The organism is Haloferax profundi, assembly GCF_001469865.1.
Taxonomy (GTDB): Archaea; Halobacteriota; Halobacteria; order Halobacteriales; family Haloferacaceae; genus Haloferax; species Haloferax profundi.
Genome location: NZ_LOPV01000532.1, coordinates 1 through 956 on the forward strand (window position 1 = coordinate 1; position 956 = coordinate 956).

Annotated in this window: 1 protein-coding gene; it reads left to right on the top strand. The window is 63.8% G+C overall.

Features of this window, described 5'->3' with window-relative positions; translation table 11 throughout:
* Nucleotides 1–956, top strand: a 956-nt coding sequence (locus AUR66_RS16330) for an ArsA family ATPase (protein WP_157533181.1), incomplete at both ends; no start/stop codon positions are given.

A 956-nucleotide genomic window follows, 5' to 3' on the forward strand; every position in this document is an offset into this window, starting at 1 on the left:
GGCGACGAGGCGACCGTCGATGTTGACGCGGCGACGCGACGCGCGAGTGACCACGAAGCTGTCGACTTCGACTCGCTCACCGCCCCGGACGCGGTCGCCGAGGAACTCGCTCCCGTCGAAGACACACGGTACCTGTTCTTTACTGGCAAGGGTGGTGTCGGGAAGAGTACGATCGCGTCAACGACCGCAGTCTCGCTCGCGGAAGCGGGCTACGAGACGCTCGTCGTGACCACGGATCCGGCCGCGCACCTCGCGGACATCTTCGAGCAACCTGTCAGCCACGAACCGACGTCCGTCGGGCAGGCGAACCTCGATGCGGCCCGCATCGACCAGGAGCGCGCGCTCGAGGAGTACCGGACGCAAGTCCTCGATCACGTTCGTGAGATGTACGCCGAGAAAGACGACACGCAGATCGACGTGGGGGCGGCCATAGCGAACGTCGAGGAGGAACTGGAATCGCCGTGTGCTGAGGAGATGGCAGCCCTCGAGAAGTTCGTGAGCTACTTCGAGGAGGACGGCTACGACGTCGTCGTGTTCGACACGGCCCCGACCGGGCACACGTTGCGGTTGCTGGAGTTACCGTCGGACTGGAAGGGGTTCATGGACCTCGGGTCGCTCACGAAGGGTGCTGCACCCGCGAACGGTGGGAAGTACGACGAGGTTATCGAGACGATGCAGGACCCCAGTCGGAGTTCCTTCGCGTTCGTGATGTACCCCGAGTTCACCCCCATGATGGAGGCGTACCGTGCCGCGATGGACCTCAAGGACCAGGTCGGGATCGAGACGTCGCTCGTGGTGGCGAACTACCTGCTCCCCGAGGACGACGGCAACAACGCGTTCTTCGAGAACCGACGCGCACAGCAAGCGGAGTACCTCACGGAGATTAAAGAGCGGTTCGACGTACCGATGATGCTCGCACCGTTGCGTCAGGAGGAACCCGTCGGCCTCGACGACCT